Source organism: Streptomyces sp. CLV115, assembly GCF_038448545.1.
Taxonomy (GTDB): Bacteria; Actinomycetota; Actinomycetes; order Streptomycetales; family Streptomycetaceae; genus Streptomyces; species Streptomyces sanglieri.
In genome coordinates, this window is record NZ_JBCEWQ010000165.1 from 1 (window position 1) to 18344 (window position 18344).

16 protein-coding genes and 1 pseudogene are annotated in these 18344 nt (G+C 73.4%); 12 read left to right on the top strand and 5 right to left on the bottom strand.

Features of this window, described 5'->3' with window-relative positions; translation table 11 throughout:
- Window positions 1-843 (top strand): NADase-type glycan-binding domain-containing protein (locus tag AADR41_RS35100; RefSeq protein ID WP_446751159.1); only part of this gene is annotated, 843 nt, incomplete at its 5' end.
- 252 nt (window positions 844-1095) lie between these two features.
- Window positions 1096-2523 (top strand): Cys-Gln thioester bond-forming surface protein, encoded by a 1428-nt coding sequence (locus AADR41_RS35105; protein ID WP_342285972.1) that lies wholly within the window; start codon window positions 1096-1098, stop codon window positions 2521-2523.
- A gap of 189 nt (window positions 2524-2712) precedes the next feature.
- Here AADR41_RS35105 and AADR41_RS35110 read toward each other — a convergent pair whose 3' ends face one another.
- Window positions 2713-3054 (bottom strand): DUF6204 family protein, encoded by a 342-nt coding sequence (locus tag AADR41_RS35110; RefSeq protein ID WP_342285974.1) that lies wholly within the window; start codon window positions 3052-3054, stop codon window positions 2713-2715.
- A 252-nt stretch (window positions 3055-3306) separates the two neighbouring features.
- On the opposite strand from AADR41_RS35110, the gene AADR41_RS35115 reads away from it, so the two are divergent.
- Window positions 3307-5277, top strand: coding sequence for a DUF5107 domain-containing protein (locus AADR41_RS35115; RefSeq protein WP_342285976.1), 1971 nt, complete (start codon window positions 3307-3309; stop codon window positions 5275-5277).
- Window positions 5278-5304: 27 nt separating this feature from the next.
- Here AADR41_RS35115 and AADR41_RS35120 read toward each other — a convergent pair whose 3' ends face one another.
- Window positions 5305-5661, bottom strand: coding sequence for a VOC family protein (locus tag AADR41_RS35120; protein ID WP_342285977.1), 357 nt, complete (start codon window positions 5659-5661; stop codon window positions 5305-5307).
- Window positions 5662-5722: 61 nt separating this feature from the next.
- Complete coding sequence (locus AADR41_RS35125; protein ID WP_342285979.1) at window positions 5723-6532, bottom strand: methyltransferase domain-containing protein; 810 nt, start codon at window positions 6530-6532, stop codon at window positions 5723-5725.
- A gap of 159 nt (window positions 6533-6691) precedes the next feature.
- On the opposite strand from AADR41_RS35125, the gene AADR41_RS35130 reads away from it, so the two are divergent.
- The 4 genes from AADR41_RS35130 to AADR41_RS35145 all read left to right on the top strand — a co-directional run bounded on the left by AADR41_RS35130 (window position 6692) and on the right by AADR41_RS35145 (window position 10652).
- Window positions 6692-7276: a TIGR03086 family metal-binding protein gene (locus AADR41_RS35130; protein ID WP_342285980.1), complete on the top strand. Its 585-nt coding sequence runs from the start codon at window positions 6692-6694 to the stop codon at window positions 7274-7276.
- Window positions 7277-7329: 53 nt separating this feature from the next.
- The gene (locus tag AADR41_RS35135; RefSeq protein WP_342285981.1) at window positions 7330-8181 is read left to right on the top strand and encodes an SMP-30/gluconolactonase/LRE family protein; all 852 of its coding nucleotides are present in this window, start codon (window positions 7330-7332) and stop codon (window positions 8179-8181) included.
- Between the two features lie 121 nt (window positions 8182-8302).
- A complete protein-coding gene (locus AADR41_RS35140) occupies window positions 8303-9562 on the top strand; it encodes an aminotransferase class I/II-fold pyridoxal phosphate-dependent enzyme (protein WP_342285982.1) in 1260 nt (419 codons plus the stop codon).
- A gap of 25 nt (window positions 9563-9587) precedes the next feature.
- Complete coding sequence (locus tag AADR41_RS35145) at window positions 9588-10652, top strand: MBL fold metallo-hydrolase (protein WP_342285983.1); 1065 nt, start codon at window positions 9588-9590, stop codon at window positions 10650-10652.
- Here the strand turns inward: AADR41_RS35145 and AADR41_RS35150 are convergent.
- Both AADR41_RS35150 and AADR41_RS35155 read right to left on the bottom strand, forming a co-directional pair.
- A complete protein-coding gene (locus AADR41_RS35150; protein WP_342285984.1) occupies window positions 10642-11262 on the bottom strand; it encodes a DedA family protein in 621 nt (206 codons plus the stop codon). The two genes, AADR41_RS35145 and AADR41_RS35150, sit on opposite strands and share 11 nt — an antisense overlap.
- Window positions 11259-12041 carry an MBL fold metallo-hydrolase gene (locus tag AADR41_RS35155; RefSeq protein ID WP_342285985.1) on the bottom strand — a complete coding sequence of 261 codons (783 nt, stop codon included), beginning with the start codon at window positions 12039-12041 and terminating at the stop codon, window positions 11259-11261. Before AADR41_RS35155 ends, AADR41_RS35150 begins: the two co-directional genes overlap by 4 nt.
- 188 nt (window positions 12042-12229) lie before the next feature.
- On the opposite strand from AADR41_RS35155, the gene AADR41_RS35160 reads away from it, so the two are divergent.
- The 5 genes and pseudogenes from AADR41_RS35160 to AADR41_RS35180 all read left to right on the top strand — a co-directional run.
- A complete protein-coding gene (locus AADR41_RS35160; RefSeq protein ID WP_342285986.1) occupies window positions 12230-12643 on the top strand; it encodes a hypothetical protein in 414 nt (137 codons plus the stop codon).
- Between the two features lie 128 nt (window positions 12644-12771).
- Window positions 12772-14850 (top strand): alkaline phosphatase family protein, encoded by a 2079-nt coding sequence (locus AADR41_RS35165; protein WP_446751160.1) that lies wholly within the window; start codon window positions 12772-12774, stop codon window positions 14848-14850.
- Window positions 14851-14877: 27 nt separating this feature from the next.
- Entirely contained in the window at window positions 14878-16989 is a 2112-nt protein-coding gene (gene ligA, locus AADR41_RS35170; RefSeq protein WP_342285989.1) for an NAD-dependent DNA ligase LigA, read from the top strand.
- Between the two features lie 143 nt (window positions 16990-17132).
- Window positions 17133-17957 (top strand): rod shape-determining protein MreC, encoded by an 825-nt coding sequence (locus tag AADR41_RS35175; RefSeq protein ID WP_342285990.1) that lies wholly within the window; start codon window positions 17133-17135, stop codon window positions 17955-17957.
- 29 nt (window positions 17958-17986) lie between these two features.
- Window positions 17987-18344, top strand: a pseudogene (locus tag AADR41_RS35180) (hypothetical protein); the annotation flags it as partial.

An 18344-nucleotide genomic window follows, 5' to 3' on the forward strand; every position in this document is an offset into this window, starting at 1 on the left:
CCCGTACGCCCGGAACGACCGGCGCAACCGGCCCCCGTACGGCCGGACTCACCGGCTGCGGACGAGCAGGTGGGCGCGGTGCAGCCAGCGCAGCCGATCGTCCGGCGGCCCGTCGTGCGGCCCGTGGCGGCGGAGGAGGAGCCGGAGGGGCCGCCGTGCCCGGCATGCGGCACCCCGAACCTGCCGGAACGCAAGTTCTGCCGCCGCTGTGCCGCACCGCTGCAGACCCGGGAGCAGCCCGCACCGCTGCCCTGGTGGCGCACGGTGTGGCCGTTCCGCCGCCGGGTGCGGAACGGTTCGGGCCGCGCGCTGCGGCGGACCGTGCTGGCGCTGTTGATCGTCGGGCTGCTGATCGCGGGCTTCCTGCTCGTACCCGCCGGGCGCTACGTCTTCGAGGACGTACGGGACAAACTCGGCGGCACGGCGGAGATCAGCCCGTCCGGGGCCACCGCGAGCGCCCACACCCCCGGCCACCCGGCATCCGCCGCCATCGACGGGCTGACCAACAGGTACTGGGGCGCGCCCGCCCTCGGCTCGTCGCTGACGTGCGTCTTCGAGAAGCCGTTCCGGCTGGTCGGCGTCGTGGTGTACACGGGAGTGTCGACGAAGCCCGAGGAATTCCGGCAGGGGGCCAGGCCCACCGAGGCCGAACTGGTCATCACCACAAAGGACGGCGAGGTCCGGAAGAAGGCGGTCACGCTCACCGACAAGCCGGGCCGGCAGACGGTACGGACCGGGATCAGCGACGTCGTCTCCGTCCAGCTGGTGCTGAAGGCCGCGGCCGGCCAGGGCGAGGGGCGGCCGATCGCGGTGGGGGAGGTCGAGTTCTTCAAACGCACCTGAGACCCGCAGGGTCGCGGGCGAGAGGGGGGACTGGGGCAGGTTCACTGTGACTCTGTCACGTTCCGTGCTCCGCCTCCCTCTTGGTCACGATTCCGACTCGGAATCCTTATCTGAGCCATATGGCCCGGAAGCAGCAGGATTTCCGTCTCTAGGATTTCGCGTACTCGGGGCGTGCATATGCCCTTTGAGTCTTCCGCAGGCACCTCCGCATGCACTGACCACGCGGAGTGGCCTGCCCTAGAGGGGAATTTCATGATCTCTATCTTCCGGCGGCGCGTTGCCCGCCTGGCCGCCACGACCCTGGCGTCGGGTCTGGTCGTGACAGGTGCGATAGCCACGGCCGGTTCCGCGGCAGCGGACGAGAACACCCGGGGTACGGGCGGAGCCACGGCGAAGCTCGGCGGCATGACCGACTACGGCCGGGTCGACATCAAGGAGACGGACGGCAGCCGCTGGTCCGTCGGCCGCGCCGGGCTCTTCGAGATGCGCGTCCAGCAGGGCGGCACGCTCTCGACGTACTGCATCGACCTGCGGACCGGGGCGAAGCAGGGCTACAACTACAAGGAAGTCGGCTGGGGCGAGTCGTCGCTGCACAACAACGTCGACGCGGGCAGGATCCTCTGGATCCTGGAGAACTCCTACCCGAAGGTCGGCGTGAACGACCTGGCCGGCAAGGTGGGCGCCAAGGGGCTCGACAAGGGTGACGCCGCCGCGGCGACGCAGGCCGCGATCTGGCATTTCTCGGACAAGGTCACCGCCACCCCGGCCGATGCCGACGCCAAGCTGCTCACCGAGTACCTCCTCGACAAGGCGGAAGCCCTGAAGGAGCCCGAGGCGTCGCTCAGCCTCTCCCCGTCGTCCGTGGCGGGCAAGTCCGGTGACAGGCTCGGACCGATCACCGTCGGCACGAACTCGTCGGCCGCCACGCTGTCCCTGGCCCCCGGCGCACCGGCCGGTTCCCGGATCGTCGACAAGGACGGCAAGCCGGTCGAGTCCGCGGGCGACGGCGCCCAGGTCTTCCTGGACGTGCCCGCCGGCACCGCCGACGGCTCCACCGACCTGATCGCCCAGGCCGGCACCGAGGTGCCGCTCGGGCGGGCCTTCGTCAGCACCGACGGCCCCAGCCAGACGCTGATCCTGGCGGGCTCCAGCCGTTCGTCGGTCACCGCCAGGGCCACCGCGGCATGGGCGAAGAAGGGTGCCGTCCCGGCCGTCTCGGTCGCCAACGACTGCGTGAAGGGCGGCGTGAGCGTCCTCGCCACCAACGAGGGCGACGAGGACTGGACCTTCGACCTCAAGGGCGCGAAGTACACCGTTCCCGCCGGTGGGACCAAGACGGTGACGGTCCCGGTCGCCGAGGACGCGGCCTACGACTTCACCATCACCGGCCCGAACGGCTTCGAGAAGAACTTCAAGGGCGTCCTCGACTGCAAGACGGCGACCCCGGGCACCAAGCCCACCGTGGCCCCGTCCGAGTCGCCCTCCCCGGTCACGTCCGAGAGCCCGGCCACCGGTGCTTCGACCGGTTCGGCCACCGGCTCCGCCACCGGCGACGGTGACCTCGCCGAGACCGGCAGCTCCTCCGCCACGCCGGTGATCGCCGGTGTCGCGGCGGCCCTCGTCGTGCTCGGCGGCGGCGCCGTGTTCTTCCTCCGCCGGAAGAAGGCCGCGGGCCAGTAGCCCACGAACTCCGGGGCCCGGCCCCGGCACTTCGCCCCGCCGCACGTCCGGCGGGGCGAAGTGCTGCCGGACGACCGGCTGCGGGCCGTACGCCGCGTCCGCGCCACGGGAGTCCACCCCGGCCGCGGGGCGGCCTCCCGTGACGCGCTGTGCTCAAGGGGGGCGACGGCGGCAGTCCGGCGGAAGACCCTAGCCGCGCCGCCCCTTGTAATTGATCTTCATGGTGTCCATGTCCGTCACCGTGGACCGCAGTGCGCCATGCCCGTACCCGCGCTCGCCGAGGTAGGTCTCGGCCCGGTCCTCGGCGATCGCGGCCGCCATCTCCTCGCCGTCCTCGGCGTCGCAGACGACCACGTACCGGAAGCTGAAGTGCTTGAGCACGCGGTCGTAGGTGAGCGAGCCCTCCTCGGTGAACTGCATCGCACTCAGGCCGTGATCGTCCACCTCGGACAGCAGCCGGGCACCGGCCTCGTCCGTCAGACCGTCCCAGGTGCCGCGCACGATCACTCGGTAGGTGTGCTGCGTGCTCATCGTGTTCCGCTCCGCGTTCCGTTCGGGCATGCCGCACCGGCCTCTGCCACCGATCCCCGTCGAGGGCCAAGGCTACGGCGGTGTGGGCGATGCGCACCCGATTTTTCGGGAGGCGGGCCCAGGGGAGCGCTCCACCGGGTATTTGCCGAAGTCTGACGACGAAGCCCCTGGCCAGGGTGTTGCCGAGCGTGTTCCATGGTCATCGGGGGGCGCCCGGACCTGTGGCGGCCCGCGCGAGGGAGCGAGGTTGCCTTGGCCACGACCGTGCGACGTACCGTACTGACTCTGCCCGCCGGGCCGCTGGGCCCGGAGAATCCGCTGCCCGCGCTGCGGCCGCTCGACGAGACGCATGTGGTCGACGAACGCGACCGGGCCGCGCTGCCACGTGACATGGCACGGCAGATCGGCTTTCAGCCACTGTCCACCGTGCTGCCCACACGCATCCTCGACGGTTACGGGCGCGAGCGCACCCCCACCGCACTCGACGCGATCGTCATCGAGAACGACCGGCTGCGGGCCACGGTGCTGCCCGGTCTCGGCGGCCGCGTCCACTCCCTCCACCACAAGCCGACCGGCCGGGAGCTCCTCTACCGCAACCCCGTGCTGCAGCCCGCCGACTTCGCGCTCAACGGCGCCTGGTTCTCCGGCGGCATCGAATGGAACATCGGCGCCACGGGCCACACCGCACTGTCCTGCGCCCCGCTCCACGCGGCCCGGGTCCCCGCGCCCGACGGCGGCGAGATGGTCCGCCTCTGGGAGTGGGAACGGCTGCGCGACCTGCCGTTCCAGGTGGACCTGTGGCTGCCGGAGGACTCCGACTTCCTGCACGTGGGCGTACGGATCCGCAATCCGCACGAACACACCGCGCCGGTGTACTGGTGGTCCAACATCGCCGTCCCCGAAGGGGAACGCACCCGCGTTCTCGCCCCCGCCGACGAGGCCTGGCACTTCGGGTACGAACGGACCCTGACCCGGGTTCCGGTCCCGGTGTCCGGTTCCGTCGACCGGACGTACCCGCTGCGCGGCGAGTTCCCCGCCGACTACTTCTACGAGGTGCCCGAGGGCGCCCGGCGCTGGATAGCCTCGCTCGACGAGAACGGTCACGGGCTCGTCCAGACGTCGACCGATCTGCTGCGCGGCCGCAAGCTGTTCCTCTGGGGCGGTGGCGCGGGCGGGCGGCGCTGGCAGGAGTGGCTGACCGAGCCCGGCACCGTCGGATACGCCGAGATCCAGGCCGGACTCGCCCGCACCCAGCTGGAGCACGTCCCCCTCGAACCGGGCGCCGAGTTCAGCTGGCTGGAGTCGTACGGGCCGCTGTCCGCGGACCCGCTCGCCGTGCACGGCGAGGACTGGGCGGCGGCCCGCGCCGAGACCGAGCGGCGGCTCGCCGAGGCGCTGCCGCGGGCCGATGTCGAGGCCGCCCACGCCGCCTGGCGTCCCTTCGCCGACACCGAACCCGGCGAGTCGCTCGCCACCGGATCGGGCTGGGGCGCGCTGGAGGTCAGACGGGGCAAGTACGAGCTCCCCGGCACCCCGTTCGCCGAATCCACCCTCGGTGAACAGCAGCAGCCCTGGCTGGAGTTGCTGGACCAGGGCACCTTCCCCGAGCCGCGCCGGGCGGCCCCGCCCGGTCCTTCCATGGTCTCCCCGCACTGGCGCGACATGCTGGAGACGGCCCCCGCCGAACCTCTCACCGAATACCACCTGGGCATCGCCCAGTGGCATGCCGGCGACCGAGCCCAGGCGGTCCGCAGCTGGGAGCGCGCACTGGTGCTCGCCCCGTCCCGCTGGCCGCTGCTGCGGTGCCTCGCGGTCGCCGCGGAGGAGGGAGGACAGCGGGACCGGGCCGCGGATCTCTACGGCGAGGCGTTCGACGACCTGTGCGCGGAGCGCCGCGACGAGGGCGAGGCCTGGACGGCGGCCGCGGCGGCGCTGGGCCGGGAGGCGCTGGAGGCGCTGCTGGCGGCCGGGCGCCCCGCGGCGGCCCGGTCCGTCTGGGCCGCCCTGCCTCCGGCGATCCGGGAGCGCGGCCGGTTCCGTCTGCTGGAGGCCCGGCTGCTGACCGCCGAGGACGACCGGGCCGCCGCCCGCGCCGTCTTCGACGAGGGCTTCGAGGTCGAGGATCTGCGTGAGGGCGCGCAGATCCTGGACGAGGTGTGGGCCGGGATCACGGACGAGCCGCTGCCCGACCGGTACAACTTCCGGATGCGCCCCGAGCGCTGACGAGGCCGCACCGGTGCCGTCCGGCCCTCACCCGCCGGACGGCACCCGGTCCACGTACTCGAAGACCGAGCCGTCCGGGTGCACCGCGATCAGATTGCGGCCGACCGGCGTCGGCACCGGACCCGCGATGATCCGGGCGCCGACCCGGCTGAGGGAGGCGTGCGCGTCGTCGACGTCCTTGACCGCGATCGTCGCCGTCACCTTGCGCAGAATCTCCAGCTCCGACTCCGGGCCGCTCATCAGGAGAAAGCAGCTGATCGCGGCGACCGAGACCCCACCGCGCTCGAAACGGAGCGCCGAACTGCCCGTGAGGTCCTCGTAGAAGGCCACCGCGGCCTCCAGGTCGTCGACGCAGATACGCAGCGTGGTTCCCAGAATGTCCATGCGCGCAAGGGTAGTTGGCGACACCTGGGCATGTGATCGATTCGGCGCAGGGACGGCGTGCTCAGGCCCGGCAGAGCACCTCGCCGTGCGGGACCATGAACCAGGCGTCGTCCGCCGCGCCCCACTCGCGCCACGCGGCGGCGATCTCCGCCAGTTCCCCGGTGCTCGCACGGCCGCCCTCGACGGCGAGCTCCGCGTACACCGAACCGACCGTGCGGTCCGCCCACAGGCCGCTCCACCAGGCCCTGCTCTCCGGGGTGGCGAAGCACCAGTTGGCGGCGGTCGGGGTGATGTCGGTGAAACCGGCCCGGCGGGCCCAGGAGAGCAGCCGGCGGCCCGCGTCCGGCTCGCCGCCGTTGGCGCGGGCCACCCGTCGGTAGAGGTCCAGCCACTGGTCCAGGCCGGGCACCTGCGGGTACCAGGCCATCGCCGCGTAGTCGCTGTCCCGGGCCGCGACGACGCCGCCGGGGCGGCAGACGCGCCGCATCTCGCGCAGCGCCTGCACCGGGTCGCCCACGTGCTGGAGGACCTGGTGGGCGTGGACGACGTCGAAGGAGTCGTCGGGGAAGTCCAGCGCGTGCACATCGGCGGTGGTGAACTCGACGTTGTCCAGGCCGCGTTGGGCCGCGACCTCGGCCGCCTGGGACAGGATCTCCTCGGTGGTGTCGACGGCGGTCACCCGTCCGGGGGCCACCAGCGCGGCCAGATCCGCGGTGATGGTGCCCGGGCCGCAGCCCACGTCCAGCACGGTCAGGCCGGGGTGGAGCTCGTCGAGCAGATAGGCCGCGGAGTTGGCGGCGGTGCGCCAGCGGTGCGAGCGCAGCACCGACTCGTGGTGGCCGTGGGTGTAGACGGCGGTCTCCTTCGGCATGGCCGTGGATCCTTTCTCGGAACGCGGCCGCGACCGCGGGCCGCGAAGCGCTGATCGGTACCGTCACCGTACGCCGGGATGTCGGAATATGAGATAGGCGTCTTGGTATGTGGGCAAGGTCCACTCGCGTCCGGGCGCCGGGCCGGGAAGAGTGGACGTATGGCATCTGTCTTCGCAAGCGAACTCCTCGAACGCCACGGCGAGGCGCTCCGGCTCTTCACCGACCGGGTGCACGCGGTGCGCGAGGACCAGTGGTCCGCACCCACTCCGTGCACCGAATGGACCGTCCGGGACCTGGTCGCCCATCTCACCTGCGAACAGCTCTGGGTGCCGCCGCTCGTCACCGGGGGCCGCACCGTCGCCGAGGTCGGCGACGCCTTCGCGGGCGATGTACTGGGCGAGGACCCCGTGGCCGCGTGGGACCGGGCGGCCGCCGGGGCGCGAACGGCGTTCGAGGCTCCGGGCGCCCTGGAGCGGACGGTGAACCTCTCGTACGGGGACACCGCCGCCGACGCCTACTGCGCGCAGATGGTGGCCGACGCGGTGGTGCACGCCTGGGACCTGTCGCGGGCGATCGGCGCCGACGAGCGGTTGCCCGCCCGGCTGGTCGACTTCGCCCGCCGCGAGGTCGGGCCGTACGCGAAGGACCTCTCGCAGAGCGGACTGTTCGACGCGCCCGTGGAGAGCGCACCGGACGCCGACCCGCAGACCCGGCTGCTCGCACTGCTCGGCCGGCGGGCCTGAGGGCCGGCCAGGCGCTCTATTGTGTGTTCGACATTCCGGCGTGAGAGGCAGAAGTGAAAGCACCGCACCTGGACGTGGCCGTACATGAGCAGGCCGAACTCGGCGAGGGGCCGACGTGGGACGCGGCCACCGGCCGGCTGATCTGGGTCGACATCGTCTCCGCGCGCGTACACACCTACGACCCGGTGAGCGGCCGCCGTACGGTGATGGCGACCGAACAGCACGTCGGGGCCGCCAAACCGCGCGCCGGCGGCGGACTCGTGGTCAATCTCCGCGACGGCATCGGCCTGTACGACGCCGACGGCGCCTTTTGCTGGCTGGTCCGTGACCCGGTGCCGGGCCGGCGCGGCAACGACGCGGCGGTCGCGCCGGACGGGGCCCTGTGGGCGGGCAGCATGCGCTACGACGGTGCCCCGGACGGCGGCAGCCTCACCCGTGTCGCGGCCGACGGCGCGGTGACCGCGGTGCTGCCCGTCGTGGCCTGCGGCAACGGCATCGGCTGGAGCCCGGACGGGTCGCTGATGTACTTCATCGACACACCGACGCGCCGGATCGACGTCTTCGACTTCGACGGGGAACACGCCGTGAACCGGCGCCCGTTCGCCACCGTCGAGGAGGGCGCCGGCTTCCCCGACGGGCTGACGGTCGACGCCGAGGGGGCCGTCTGGGCGGCCCTGTGGGACGGCGCCGCGGTGCGCCGGTACACGCCCGACGGCGCCCTGGACCGGATCGTCCCGGTGCCGGTCCGGCGCCCGACCGCCTGCGCCTTCGGCGGCCGGGACCTCGACGACCTGTACATCTCCACCGCCCGCACCGGGCTCACCGCCCCGCACCCGCTGTCCGGTTCACTGCTGGTGCTGCCCGGCGCGGGGCGCGGACTGCCCGGTACGCCCTTCGCCGGCTGATCCCGCGTCATCGGCGTCCCGCCGCTTCGCCGGCGGGCGCGGCCGGCCGAACCCTCGTATAAAGGGCCCTGAGCGCGAGACGGCGCGACAGGGTGACGGGGCGGCGGCGAAGGAGGCCCGGATGGCGCGGCAGCGGACCGAGCGGACCGGACGGCCCGGGGGCGGCGCGCGTTCCGTACGCGAGGACCGCGGCCCCGTCCGGTACGGGCCGCCCGCCCCCGATCCGGGGCTGCCGGTGCTGCCCGAGCTGGCCGAGGTGCTCGCCGCGGCGGCGGGCCGCGGGGATCCCGAACCGACCGGTGGCGGAGCCGCCCTGCGCACCGCCGCGGCCGCCTACTGGGAGCGGCGCGGGCTGCCCGGCGGCCCGGAGCGCATCGCCGCGGCCCCGGGCGCCTCGCCGCTGCTGCTCGCGCTGATCGCCGCGCACGGCGGCGACGTACTCATGCCGCGCCCCTGCCCCGCCACCTGGATCCCGCAGGCCCGGCTGCTCGGCAGGCCCGCCTACCACGTGCCGACCCCGGCCGAGTGCGGTGGCGTGCCCGACCCGTACGCGCTGCTGGAGACCGTGCGCAGGGTGCGTGCCGAGGGCGGCAGGCCCCGGCTGCTGCTGATCTCCGTCGTCGACGACCCGACCGCCACCGTCGCCCCGCCGGAGCTGGTCCGCGAGGCCTGCGAGGCGGCGATCGCCGAGGGACTGCACGTCGTCAGCGACGAGACCTGGCGCGACACCCTGCACCGGCCGCACGACACGGTCCTGCTCAGCCCGGCCGAGATGTGCCCCGACGACGTCACGGTCGTCTGCGATCTCGCCGGCGCACTGACCCCGTCCGCCTGGCCGGTCGCGGTCGCCCGGTTCCCGGACACCGAACGGGCGGCGGTGCGCCACGCCCGGACGCTCGACATCCTCACCGCGCTCGGCGCGCCCGTCGCGGGGCCGGTCGCCATGGCCGCCGCCCACGCGCTGCGCGAACCGGAGGCCGTGACGGACCGGGCCCGCAGGGCCGCCGCGTTCCAGGCGAGGGTCGCCGTCGCGGCCCACCACGCGGTCCTGGCGGCAGGCGCGCTGGCCAGGCCCCCGCAGGCCGGGCGCCATCTCTACGCCGATCTCGGCCCGCTCAGATCCCGGCTGGCGGGCCGCGGCGTCACGGACTCGCTGGAACTGGAGGAGTACCTGACGGAACGTCTCGGCGCGCCGACGCCGGGCGGGCACCGGTTCGGCGACGAACTGGGGGCGCTGCGGGTACGGCTGGGCACCGGGAAGCTGCTGGGATCGACCCCGCAGCAGCAACTGGAGTCCCTCACCGCTGTGGCGCCCCTGGAATTGCCGCATGTGGCCGAGGCCCTGAGCATTTTCGCAACGGCCCTCGACGAACTCCGATGAGGAACTGCGAGACGGGAGTCTCCCGATGACGGAACAGACCGAGCGCTCCCGCGCCGGGACCGCACAGCCGCAGCCGCGCCACGCCCCTCACGGCCGGATCGTCGCACCGCGTCCGCTCGGCGAGGTCCGGACCTGGCCCAGGAGCTTCGCGGACCGGCTCACCGCACCCCTCCCGAGTGTCATGGGCATGTCCCGGCTGGCCCGTGAGCGCGGCCTGCGGCCCAACGCGGAGGGCCTGCGCGGCATCGACCGCCTTCCCTACGCCCCCGGCCCCCTGCCGGCCACCCCCGACGGCACCGCGTCCGTCACCTGGGCCGGGCACGCCAGCTGGATCATCCGCACCGGCGGACTGACCGTCCTCGCCGACCCCGTCTGGTCCCGTCGCATCCTCGGGACCCCGGCCAGGATCACCCCGGTCGGCGTCCGCTGGGAAGACCTGCCGCCCGTGGACGCCGTCGTGATCAGCCACAACCACTACGACCACCTCGACGCCCCCACCCTGCGCAGACTGCCCAGGGACACCCCGCTCCTCGTCCCCGCCGGACTCGGCCGCTGGTGCCGCCGGCGCCACTTCACCTGTGTCACCGAACTCGACTGGTGGGAATCGGCCGAGCTCGACGGGGTCCGCTTCGACTTCGTACCGGCCCACCACTGGTCCAAGCGGACCCTCACGGACACCTGCCACTCGCTCTGGGGCGGCTGGATCATCACCGCCCCCGGCGCCGAGGCGCAGCGGATCCACTTCGCCGGGGACACCGGCTACGGGCACTGGTTCGGCGAGATCGGCAGCAGGTACCCCGGGATCGACCTGACCCTCCTGCCGATCGGCGCGTACGAACCGCGCTGGTGGCTCGGCGACGTACACACCGATCCCGAGGAGGCCGTGCAGGCGTACGAGGACCTCGGCGCCCGGGCGATGGCGCCGATGCACTGGGCCACCTTCCTGCTCTCCGCGGAACCCGTGCTCGAACCGCTGACCCGGCTGCGCACCGCCTGGCAACGGGCCGGACACCCACGAGACCGGCTCTGGGACCTGCCGATCGGCGGCTCGCGGGTACTGGAACCGGCACCCCGCACGATCAGTGGCTGAACCTTGCCCGAGCCCTGCGCCACACCGCGGGCCCCCCGCTGACCAGCAGCGTCAGACCCACCGCCGCGACCACCCCCTGCCACGGCTCGGGAAAGAGCGAACCGCCCAGGATCCCGATCAGCTGGTACGTCGCCGCCCACGCCAGACACGCCGGCACATCGCCACGGGCGAACCGCCGCAGCGGCATCCGGCCCAGCAGGCACGCCAGCATCACCGGAATCCGCCCGGCGGGCACCAGCCTGGACAGCACCAGCACCATCGCACCGTGCTCGTCCAGCTTGCGCTGCGCCTGCGCCAGCCGCTCCGGAGCCGCCCGGTCCCGTATCGTCCGCAGCCACTTCGAGCCGTTCTTCGACTGCACCCCGCGCCGGCCGAGCCAGTACAGACAGACGTCACCGAGAAACGCCGCGGCCGAGGCCACCACGAAGACGATCAGCAGCGAGAACGGCGACGACTGATGCAGCGCCACCACCGCGGCCGAACTCACCAGCGCGCCCGTGGGCACCACGGGCACCAGCGCACCCAGCGCCACCAGCAGGAACAGCGACGGATAGCCGACCGCCTGCTGCGTCGACTCCGGGGGCAACTGCCCCACGACCTGATGGATCACCTGGCGGCCTCCGGCCGCACGTGTTCGCCGTGGGACAGCCGGTGCACCGACACCTCCGGCGCCAGCAGTGCCGCCTTGCGGACGAACTCGTCACCCGGCGCGTGGAACTCGTGCGGCCTGACCCCGTCCATGCCGATCGGCCAGTACGTGCCGTAGTGCACCGGCACGGCCGACCTCGGTGCCAGCCGGGTCAGCGCCTGCGCCGCCCGGCCCGCGTCCAGGTGACCGTGGCCCAGATACGGGCCCCAGCCGCCGACCGGCAGCAGCGCCACGTCCACCGGGCCGACGGCCTCGGCCATGTCGTCGAAGAGCCCGGTGTCCCCGGCGAAGTACGTCCGCGCCTCGCCCTCGACCACGAAGCCCAGCGCGGGGGAGCGATGCGGGCCCATCGGCAGCCGCCTGCCGTCGTGCAGCGCCGGAACCGCCCGCACCCGCACCTCGCCGACCCGGACCTCGTCGCCCGCGCCGACCTCGGTGATCCGCAGCCCGCGCATCGAACGCAGCACCCGCAGCCCCGGCACCGCGCGCACCGCGCCCACCGGCACGATCAGCCTGCTGCCGGGGGCGAGCCTGGCCAGGGACGGCAGATGCAGATGGTCGGAGTGCAGATGCGAGACGAGCACGACGTCCGCGACCGCCGCCTCGGGACCGGGCAGCTCACCGCGGCGGCGCCGCAGATGCGCCATCCGCCGCACGAAGAGCGGATCGGTCAGCACCCGGACCCCGGAGTCCTCGATCGTGCACGTGGCATGACCCCACCAGGTGACTTCCACCGGCACGCGATCCCTCCTCGTTCCCGGGCTCCTTGAACCCTGTCCCCGGCATCGAGCCTAAGGGCTGGGGGCGCACAGGTGTCCCGGGCCCGCCCGCCGCACTCCTCCCGACCCCTTCCGTCCCGGCACGCGCCTTTTTGCGCGGCGGAGCGGAGGGTAGGGTCGCCGATACGCCTAGCACGGGGGGAACGGCCATGGGGGACGTGACGGACGTGAGGGTGGCGGCCATCGCCAGCCTCACACCGCTGGAAGAGCTCGACAGCGACCCGTTCCTCGTGGACACCCGCAGCCAGCAGGACATGTGCGCCCGCTGGGCCGCGGACAAGGGCTACGTCGTCACCCGGCAGCTGCGCCTCTACGGACTGCGCCCCGACCACCACGCCCTGTGGACCGACGTCGAGAGCGGCGACGTCGAACTCTTCGTCGCCGCCAACGACCGCGTGCTGGCACGGGCCCTCACCTCGGTGCCGGAGTTCGCCGCGGAGTGCGAGCGGCGCGGCGTGCGCCTGGAGCTCGCCGGGCTGGACGAGCCGCCGTACACCGCCCGCAGCAAGGCGAGCGTGCACCGCAGACTCTCCATGCCGACCGCCGGCTACGACGGCTGCTGACCGTCCGGTCCCGGAGGCCTCCGGCCCCGCTGTGAAAGGCTGGGGGCCGAGGCCCGGAACGGTGGGGCCGGACGTGAGGTGGGCAAGGCGTGAGAGACGGGCGATGGCGAGCAGCCGGCAGCGCCCTGATGCGAGTGGTCGTGGTCTGGGCGGTCTCGACGCTCACGATGCTGGCGCTCGCCGGGATTCTGCCGGATTTCCAGCTCCAGTCGGACGACGGCGACAGCATAACCAAGATCGCGTTCACCGCGGCCTGGGGCGCCGGCGCGTTCGGTCTGCTCTCCGCACTGGTCTGGCCCGTCGTGGTGCGGGCGCTGCTCATCGTGCCCGCACTGGTCCTCGGGCTGCTCGTCTTCTTCCTGAACGGCTCGCTGCTGCTGCTCGCCCTGCGGCTCATTCCGGACGGGCGCGGCGCCGCCAACCCGGAGACGGCCGTCGTCGTCGCGGCCGCGATGTCCGCCGTCGCCTCGGCCACCTCCACCGCACTCGCCGTCCGCGACGACAACGCCTACCGGCGCAGGCTCTCCCGGCTGGCCGTCCGCCGCCGGCGCCGCACCGGCACGGACAGCGGCCGCAGCGGGCCGCCGGGCACCGTCTTCATCCAGCTCGACGGCGTCGGCCACGACGCGCTCGCCCGCGCCGCCGACGAAGGGCTGATGCCGACCGTCGCGCAGTGGCTGGCCGACAAGGAGGGGCACCGGCTGACCCCGTGGCGCACCGACTGGTCCAGCCAGACCGGGGCCAGCCAGCTCGGCATCCTGCACGGCAGCAACCACGACGTCCCCGCCTTCCGCTGGTACGAGAAGGAGACCGGCGACGTCATGGTCTCCAGCAGACCCGCCAGCGCCCTCGAACTCCAGCGCAGGGCCATCGCGCGCACCCACGACGGCGGACTGCTCACCCTGGACGGCGCCAGCCGGGGCAACCTCTTCAGCGGCGGCGCCGACCAGCTGGCGCTCGTCCTGTCCATGGCGGCCCGGTTCGGCAAGGGCCGCCGCTCCCGGGCCGGATACTTCGCGTACTTCTCCGACCCGGCCAATGCCGTGCGCACCGCGCTCTCGTTCGTCGCCGAGGTCTGCCGCGAGATCGGCCAGTCGACCCGGGCGCGGATGCGGAAGGTCACGCCCCGGATCAAGCGCGGCGGTCTGTACCCCTTCATCAGGGCCTTCGCGACCGTCGTCGAACGTGATGTGGTGGTCTCCGCCGTCATCGGGGACATGTTCGCCGGCCGGACCGCCGTCTACGCCGACCTGGTCGCCTACGACGAGGTGGCGCACCACTCCGGACCCGACAGCCACGACGCGGAGAAGGTGCTCGCCCGCCTGGACCGCTCGCTCGCCCTGATCGCCAAGGTCGCCGAACACACCCCGCGCACCTACCGGATCGTGCTGCTCTCCGACCACGGGCAGAGCCCCGGGGAGACCTTCGCGGGGGCGTACGGACTGACCCTCAAGGACCTGGTCCGGGCCGGCTGCGGGCTGCCGGTGTCCCGCCGGGCACAGCGCACCCGCAGCGGCTCGGAGGCGCGTGACGCGGTACGCATCGCCCTGCACCGGCCGGTCGGCGAGGTCGCTGCGGAGCTCCTCGCGAAACCGTCCGACCCGGTGGTCCTCGCCTCCGGGAACCTCGGCCTGATCTCCTTCCCCGACATCGCGGGGCGGGCCTCGCGCGAACAGCTCGACAACAGTCACCCCGCCCTCCTCGGCACCCTCGCCAACCACCCCGGCATCGGCTTCCTGCTGGTCCGCAGCGAGCGGCACGGATCGGTGGTGCTGGGCCGCGGCGGCGCGCAGATCCCGGTGTCGGAGCTGGTGGACGGGGAGGGGCCGCTGGCCCCGTTCGGCCCCGGGGCGGCCGCGGCGGTGCGCCGTACCGACACCTTCCCGCACGTCGCCGACATCATGGTCAACTCGATGTACGACGGCGCCACGGGCTGTGTGCACGCCTTCGAGGAACAGGTCGGCTCGCACGGCGGCCTGGGCGGCGAGCAGTCCAGACCGTTCCTGCTGTGGCCGTCCGAGCTGTCCGCGCCGGTGGCCCCGGGCACGGAACTGGTCGGCGCGGAACGGGTGCACGACGTGCTCCGGCGCTGGCTGCGGGAGTGCTCGGGCCCGCAGATTCCGCTGCCGCCACCGGGCGCGGCACACGGCACCGACGAGCCGGAAGGAACCGACGAGCCGGACGGAACGGTCCGGGCAGCCGACTGAGGGCCGTTGTCAGTGGTGGGCGGCAGGATGGGGGCCATGACGAACTCAGCTGTTGTGCTCGCCGACACCGCCGCCTACGCCGCCGCCGTCGAGGAGGCGTCGCGGGCCGCCGCCGCGTACTACGCCACGGGCGAGAGCACGCTCGACGACGACGCCTACGACCGGCTGGTGCGGGGGATCGCCGCATACGAACAGGAACACCCGGAGGAGATGCTGGACGCCTCCCCGACCGGCAAGGTGGCGGGCGGCGCCGCGACCGGGGACGTGCCGCACACCGTTCCGATGCTGTCCCTGGACAACGTCTTCTCGGCCGAACAGTTCGTCACCTGGACGGCGTCGCTGGAGCGCCGGATAGGCCGCCCCGTCGCCGCCTGGAGCGTGGAACCGAAGCTCGACGGGCTCGCCGTCGCGGCGCGCTACCGGGCGGGCCGCCTGGAACAGCTGATCACCCGGGGCGACGGCACCGCGGGCGAGGACGTCTCGCATGCGATCGGCACCGTGGTGGGTCTGCCCGAGCAGCTCGCCGAACCGGTGACGATCGAGATGCGCGGCGAGATCCTCATGACCACCGAGCAGTTCGAGCAGGCCAACGCCGTACGGACCGAACACGGCGGCGCCCCCTTCGCCAACCCGAGAAACGGCGCGGCGGGCACCCTCCGCGCCAAGGACCGCGCCTACACGGTGGAGATGACGTTCTTCGCCTACGGCGCCCTGCCACTGCCCGACTCCGGCGAGCTGACCGACCGGCTCGCCGGACTCCCGCACAGCGAGGTCCTCTCCTACGTCGCCGGGCTCGGCGTGCACACCGCGGCCGACACGGACGTCGCGCCCCGCACCGTCGCCACGGTCGAGGAGGTGCAGAGCCGGGTCGAGGAGGTCGCGGCCCTGCGCGCCTCGTTGCCGTTCGGCATCGACGGCATCGTGATCAAGGCCGACCTCGCCGCCGACCGGCGCGAGGCCGGCTCCGGGACCAGGGCGCCGCGCTGGGCCATCGCGTACAAGCTCCCGGCCGTCGAGAAGGTCACCCGGCTCCTGGCCGTCGAATGGAACGTGGGCCGGACCGGGATCATCGCGCCGCGCGCCGTGCTGGAGCCGGTCGAGATCGACGGCTCGACCGTCGGCTACGCCACGCTGCACAACCCCGCCGACATCACCCGCCGCGATCTGCGCCTGGGCGACCGGGTGATGGTCTACAAGGCGGGCGACATCATCCCCCGGATCGAGGCCCCCGTCGCCCATCTGCGCACCGGCGACGAGAAGCCCATCGACTTCCCCGAGGCCTGCCCGCAGTGCGGCTCCGAGATAGACACCAGCGAGCAGCGCTGGCGCTGCGTCCGCGGCCGCGACTGCCGGCTCGTCGCCTCCGTCTCGTACGCGGCCGGCCGTGACCAGCTCGACATCGAGGGCCTCGGCGCGACCCGTGTCGTCCAGCTCGTCGACGCGGGTCTGGTGGCCGACTTCGCCGACCTGTTCACCCTCGACCGGGATCAGCTGCTGGGTCTGGAACGGATGGGCGAGACCAGCACCGACAACCTCCTGGCCGCCATCGGGACGGCCCGGACCCAGCCGCTTTCCCGGGTCTTCTGCGCGCTCGGCGTACGCGGCACCGGGCGCTCCATGTCACGGCGCATCGCCCGGTACTTCGCGGACATGGACCGGATCAGGGCGGCCGACGCCGAGGAGCTCCAGCGGGTCGACGGCATCGGCAAGGAGAAGGCCGCGGGCGTCGTCGCGGAGCTGGTGGAGCTGGCCCCGCTGATCGAGAAGCTGGTGGCCGCCGGGGTGAACATGACGGAGCCCGGCGCGACGCCGCCGCCCGAGCCGGGGGAGGAGGGCACGGAGGCCGCTGCCGCCGACGGGGACGGGGCGGGCAACGGCCTGCCGCTGGAGGGGATGACCGTGGTGGTCACCGGAGCCATGACCGGCGCACTGGAGAAGCTCTCCCGGAACGAGATGAACGAGCTGATCGAGCGGGCCGGCGGGAAGTCCTCGTCCAGCGTCTCCAAGCGCACCTCGCTCCTGGTCGCCGGGGAGAAGGCCGGATCCAAGCGCACCAAGGCCGAGGACCTCGGCGTCCGGATCGCCGCACCGGACGAGTTCGCCGAGCTGGTCGCCGTCTTCCTGCCGTCACAGGTGTGACGCACGACAGGCCCGGCCCTTGGATTTTGCCCGGGAGTGGCTTTCTTTGCCTCCCTATTGCATAGTGAGGGCTCGGCCATGCCTCGCTATCAGCGGGTCCATGGGTGGCATGCGTGGCTGCGGCAGCAGGGCGGGGAGGGACGATGCGTTCTCTGCACGAGGAACGACGCCTCGGCCCGTCCGTCCGTCGGGGCCACCGGGGTGTCACCCGCGGCCTCGCCCTCGATCTCGGCAGCTCCCGCACCCGTGTCTGGGTGCCGGGACACGGCGTCCTGGCCGACACCGACGTCCGCGACGACTCCGGTACGGAGTCCGGGCCCGGCCGCCCGGTCCGGCGGGGGCGCATCGTCGACCCCGAGTCCTGCGGCCGGCTGCTCGGCCGTATCGCCGACACCGCCCTGGGTACGGACCGCACCGGCACCGTGATCGTGGTCAGCCACCCCGTCCTCGCCGGAGCCCGGCACCGCGCCGAGGCGGCGGAACTGATCGCCGGTCTGGGGCCGACGACCGTCATCGCCGTCGACAGTGCGAGGGCCGCCGCCGCATGCGCCGGGCCGCGGACCGGCGGGCCGCTGCTCGTCGTCGACATCGGTGCCGGGCTGACCGAGGCGACCGTGCTCGTCGACGGGCAGGTCCGTGACGCCCGCCAGGCCGAGACCGGGCTCGACGACCTCGATCCGGCCCGGCCGCCCACCGCCGTCGTCCGCACCGTGCTGGACATGATCACGGAGATGTGGAAGCAGGACCGGCACGGTGCCGTTCTCGGGGCCCTGCGCAAGGGCCCGTTGCTGACCGGAGGCGGCGCGGCCCGCCCCGACATCACCGGTGGGATCGCGGTCCGCCTCGGCGTCCCGGTCCGTCCCGCCGACGACCCGGCGACCGCGGTCGTACGCGGCGCCGGTCTGGTCCTCAGCTCCGTACTCCGCCGGGCCGGCACGGCCCCGGCCGCGATCGGCGAAACCGGGTGACCCCCCTCCCGGGGCCGCCCCCGGGGAAGGTGCCCCCGAGGGCACGGCCGGGCGCCCCGGCACACCCCGGCACCGCGCGTGCGGCCCGGCTGCTCCTCGCCGCACTCCTCCTCGCCGTTCTCACCGTCACCGGCGCCACCCCCGCAGCCGCCGGAGCCGTGCTCACCGCCCGGCCGCCCGCCGGGGTGCCGCCCTCCGCCGCGTACACACCCGGCGCCCATCAGCCCACCCAGCACACCGACCGGACCGCCCGCACCGGCACCTTCCACGACACCCGGCGCAGCCGCACCGCCACGGCCACCGACCACCACCGCTCCCAGCCACTGCCCGCACCCCGTCCCCAGCCCCGGGCCGGCAGCGACCAGGCCCGCACCGCGCATCACCTCC